We start from the raw sequence: 4602 nt of genomic DNA on the forward strand, positions 1-4602 counted from the left end.
TTAGTCCGTTTCTCAACATACTGCCTGACCAGAAGTTTATCAGCAAGCAATGTATAAAATGGGTTGTGGATAAATAAAATGCGATGGCAGATTTTCTCATTAAGCGTTACAGGGTTGAGTAAATCCGGATATGTGCCAGATATTTCTCTTAACCTGTCTGCATGAAATGAAATGTCATTAGTCAAAATTGTTCTGCATTTTCTTAACAAATATTCAATGTATTTGATTTGATAGTTTATTTTGTTCATAACGCCTCCGGTTCAGAAAGGAAATTCTGACAGAGGTTTGTTGATTTATTTTTTGCAAATTATGGAGAGTATATGGACCGACTTGCTTCTTTATTAACAGAAATTAATCCGGACCATTGTCCGCGCCTTGCACGAATCGGAAAAGTTAACTGCACTGAAGATCCGCTCTGAACGAAGAGCGGATCTTCAGTGCAAAAGAACAGCAAGGCCCGCCTTTAATATTAATAATGCCTTATCTACAACTGCTGAGTTACCCAGCTACCATTTTCAGCGAAAAATACCGTCGCATCGGCTCCATTGACCAGGGATATTTGAGGAGGTATGTGGCCAATATCAACATCATACAGTACGGGCACGGCAATATTCTCAAAAGCGGCTTTAAGGGCATCCAGATAATTATGTTTAGTCGGGTCGCTTACGTCGGGTGCAGCACTTCTGCCGATAAGAACACCATTTAAGTTATCAAACCAACCCTGTAATCGTAAGCTAAATAATGCGCGTGTTAATTCACAGGGAGCCATTTCCACATTTTCAAAATAGAGGATTATTCCTTGAGGGCTATTGCTCGCCTTGAACAAGGGCACATTCCCGAATGGTGTACCTGCTAACCTGGATATTATTTCGAGGCAGCCGCCGATCAGTTTCCCGCTAAATGTCAGAGAAGATGTAACACCATCAAGGCGTTTCCACTGTGTTTTTTGGGTCAGATTGAAACCTCCGTCTGACGCTGTTCCCCATTAATTTTCATCCGCTTGAAATGCTGTTGAAGAGTACTGTTTGATTACAGTTCCCCGATTCGATTCCAGAATTTCCCATACGGCCTGAGTGGTGGCATCTAACTTTTGAGCGCCAAGATCCATGAGGTTCGGTCCATGCAAAGTAGCCCAGCCCGATATCGTCGTCAGTGGGAAATGAAGTGTACTAAGATCTGAAAAGCCCACAAACCATTTTGGTTTAGACCGGGACAACAGATCAAAATCAATCAAATCAAGTAATTCCATCGCCAGATCACCGCCCCAAGGTGGCATAACAGCTTTTATATCTGGGTCAGTAAGATAAGACATTAATTCTTCAACGCGAGAAAATTTAGTGGCGCTTTTATTTTTGTGCTGCGAGCGTAAGCAGCGTCCTTCGCGGACCTGGTAACCTCTTTTCTTTAGGTTTTTTATGGCGAGTTCCAGTCTGGGATGCAGATGTTCAGGTACGCCAGAAGAGGGAGCGGTTACACCAATAACATCTCCTGGAGCCAGCCTGGGTGGAAAGAGGACACTCATGGATAGATCCTTTTCAGAACATATAGAATTCCATAATCCATAATTAAAGCCAGGATGTAAAATTAACAGGCGAACACTCCGCTTGTTTTTTCTATGAGCCTTTAAAAGGTCTGCTCATGGCACCCAAGGGACTTTACCGGCGTAGATGATGCGTCAGGCAACTAATCCTCAAAAGTGCTTACTGCTTATTCGCGGGACCGCCGGCTGATTTGGGTTGGATCATGACGACTACTCTTTTAGCTATTCCCGGTTTCCCCTTTTCAAAGCGCCATTTACTCATCATTTTCTCGATGATTTTATGTTCAAACTCCGGAGTCGTTGTCGATTCCAGTATCTTAACATTCTGAACTCTACCATCTGAATCAACATCATACTGAATCCGCAGAGCATTCGGCAGGAGGTTTCCGTTATTATCATGAGTGGTAATTGCTGTCTTTGCAGAGGAAATGCTGCCTGAAGGTGTGCTGGCGCTGGCCGGTATACCGGCGCAGAGTGCCAGGAACAATGGCAGAATCAGGGTGAATAGTCTGATAGCTTGCATAAATCGTCCGAATTCCAAAATTAACCATGATTCTTCACGTTACCAACGGTGCGAGTGACAGGCTACCAGATGAAATGATCAGTGAATACCGCGTCTTCAGCTGCAATCCCTTTGACCTACTTACCAGGCGCTTCGTACCACATCCATTCCCGGGGTCGTTTCGCTATCAGGACTAGTGGGAGCTGAGCGACTATATCAACGATTCTTTTGCCAGCTGCCAGCAGCGCTATCCGGTTCGTCGGGGAACATGACCGAGCTAACACCCTCAAGTGATTAGCATTTATTCGCGTCCCGCGCTGAAGACGTTCAGCTAATCCTTTTTGACTTCTGTGTTCGGGATCTACCGCGGTTGCGACGTTAAGAGGGTGTTCTCCGCGGGCTTAGCGGCAGCTTGCTGCTGATGCTAAGGGGGAGATTCTTCAGTCATTTCTGCGACACCGGGGAACTTAACCCGGAAGCGGCTGAACATAGCGCCAGCAGGGAGGATCCCGGATAGCGGTGCGTGACGCCTTATACCGGCTAGGTTGTTGGGCTGCTCTTGTTCCGTTTTTTTGCCGGGTGGCGGCTGCGCCTTACCCGGCCTACAAAAACTCGCAAGCTGACTGACTGGCTCGCGCCGCGTTGAGTGTTACATAGTGATGCCAGCTCTTCCTGCTCCTGGCATTGAGCGGACAAACCAGATGAGCCAAAGGTCCGCCATGAGCGAGGAGCGGAAGTTTGCCACGCCCACAACTACGTTACTAACATTGAGGTGTCGTAATCAACGGAGAGCAGGTCAAAGTCATTTTAGCTGCATCATGGGATAAGAGTTCGTGGTACTGGAACCGTCAGTATAGAGCTCGGTAATAATTATTTTTTTACCATCAATAGAATATTTGACTGTACTGTCCGCAGGATCATCCCGCCAGCGACCGGTGATGTCAGGGTTATCAGATGCCCACATAACCTGATCACCTATAAGTTTACACTTTATTGCCCAACGGGTGCCATCGTTCTGTCGGATATAATGTACGTAGGCAATACCTGATTCCACTTTATCCAGTTGCATGATCTTATGGTCACGGCCAAACATCGCAGCAGAAGCCGCCTTGCAAATCTGACCTACCGTGACTTCAGAAGCCTGTACCGGCGCAGTAAACACCAGTGGAACAAGAAGTGAAAGTTTTTTCATTCGGCTCAATCCATTTTGTTTATTTTCAGGAATAACGCTAAATGTATATGTCGGCAATCTAAAGCGTTTCTTGACGCTAATCTAGTGTTGCGATGGCAGGATTGATTAACTTAGTCCCTAGCGTAATCTCATGCTCTGCCTGATTGCCAGCTTGGCTCCTTTGGCACACTCCACATTGCGATTCATACAGAATGTTGTTAGCCACTTCCACACTTGAGCACAGAAGAAATTCATGCTCAGCAAGGTCCGGGCGGTGCAAAGAGCGGACGTTAATTTTGAAGCTTTTAAGATCTACCTGCAGTGGTAACTGGGCATATTGATCATTGCGATTAGACAGCGAACCACTATCCCAGGAGATTTATAGACATTTCCATGCAGCGCAGTTCAGCCTGCGCCAAGGCAGAGGGATACATGCTTTCCTGCATAAGTTTGAAACCATGTTTCTCATAAAAAGTCTGGGCATTAGGTGTTGAGGACAAAGTCAATTGCTCAAAACCACGTCCACGAGCTTCACTTTTGATGGCTTCAATAATCTGACTACCTAAACCTTTACCTGTATATTGAGGTAGCGTAAATACAGCCTCAATACTTCCTGTAGATAGATCAAGATAGCCTGTAGCTAACAGTCTGCCATCAGGGGCAGCAACAACGAAAAAAGGATTCACTACAATGGCGTTCCTGTAGCTCTCAGGCATTTTTTCCGGTGTCCAGGCTGCAATAACCGCATCATCATAACTACTCTTACATCCGTAACGTATAGCCTGATTTCGAATGTTCCAGCATTCTTCTGCCTCCACAGGCACAGCAAGTCTGATCTTCATACCTTTTCCTTGTACGTTTTATTCTGCGAACCATTTACATCTACCATAAAAATTCTAAAGCATACCCATCAAATTTGAGTGAGGCGGCAACGTCCGCTCCTGGCACACAGCAGACATGAAATTCTGGAATAGCATTCGTACACTTACAACATCGAGAGGCTTCTGAAAGCCGCGTCAGCGGCATGACAGCGCCAGCAGAGAAAATCCCGGATGGCGGCGCATGGCGCCTAATCCGGGCTACGCTGTTGTGCCGTTATTCTGCCTGGTGACAGCTACGCCTTACCCGGCCCGGTGATTTGGCGCTCAATTCGCGCCCTTCGTTGGCCCGCGCAAGCGTAGCGCCGCCGGGCAAGGGCAGCGGGTGCGGAGCCGCTTTTGTGCCGGGTGGCGGCTGCGACTTACCCNGCCTACGGTCCGTGCGACTTGTCGTTAATTTATTCACCATTGTTGCTGAAACTGCCGGTGTTGCGGCCTCAAAATCGCTGAGACGTTNGGGGCAGCCCGCNTGGATGCGGGCTGAGGGCCGTGTTTTGCACGGANGCNGCCT

3 protein-coding genes and 2 pseudogenes are annotated in these 4602 nt (G+C 47.2%); all 5 read right to left on the reverse strand.

Going from position 1 to position 4602, the window contains the following annotated elements; genetic code table 11:
• Positions 1-248, reverse strand: a pseudogene (locus tag VZP09_RS10425) (ATP-grasp fold amidoligase family protein); the annotation flags it as partial.
• Positions 249-484: 236 nt separating this feature from the next.
• Positions 485-1522: pseudogene (locus VZP09_RS10430) on the reverse strand (S66 family peptidase).
• Between the two features lie 178 nt (positions 1523-1700).
• Positions 1701-2063 (reverse strand): TonB family protein, encoded by a 363-nt coding sequence (locus VZP09_RS10435; RefSeq protein WP_023287729.1) that lies wholly within the window; start codon positions 2061-2063, stop codon positions 1701-1703.
• Positions 2064-2844: 781 nt separating this feature from the next.
• Positions 2845-3234, reverse strand: a complete 390-nt coding sequence (locus VZP09_RS10440) for a hypothetical protein (RefSeq protein ID WP_023287730.1) — start codon at positions 3232-3234, stop codon at positions 2845-2847.
• A 344-nt stretch (positions 3235-3578) separates the two neighbouring features.
• Positions 3579-4055 carry a GNAT family N-acetyltransferase gene (locus VZP09_RS10445; protein ID WP_004189563.1) on the reverse strand — a complete coding sequence of 159 codons (477 nt, stop codon included), beginning with the start codon at positions 4053-4055 and terminating at the stop codon, positions 3579-3581.
• Positions 4056-4602: the final 547 nt, after the last annotated feature.

Source organism: Klebsiella sp. EMBS2024 (assembly GCF_036233805.1).
In the GTDB taxonomy this organism is placed as follows: domain Bacteria; phylum Pseudomonadota; class Gammaproteobacteria; order Enterobacterales; family Enterobacteriaceae; genus Klebsiella; species Klebsiella pneumoniae.

Bases quoted from the DNA above. Each gene is read 5' to 3' on its own strand.
- VZP09_RS10440 (WP_023287730.1), bottom strand. From the start codon at position 3,234: ATGAAAAAACTTTCACTTCTTGTTCCACTGGTGTTTACTGCGCCGGTA.
- VZP09_RS10445 (WP_004189563.1), bottom strand. From the start codon at position 4,055: ATGAAGATCAGACTTGCTGTGCCTGTGGAGGCAGAAGAATGCTGGAAC.
- VZP09_RS10435 (WP_023287729.1), bottom strand. From the start codon at position 2,063: ATGCAAGCTATCAGACTATTCACCCTGATTCTGCCATTGTTCCTGGCA.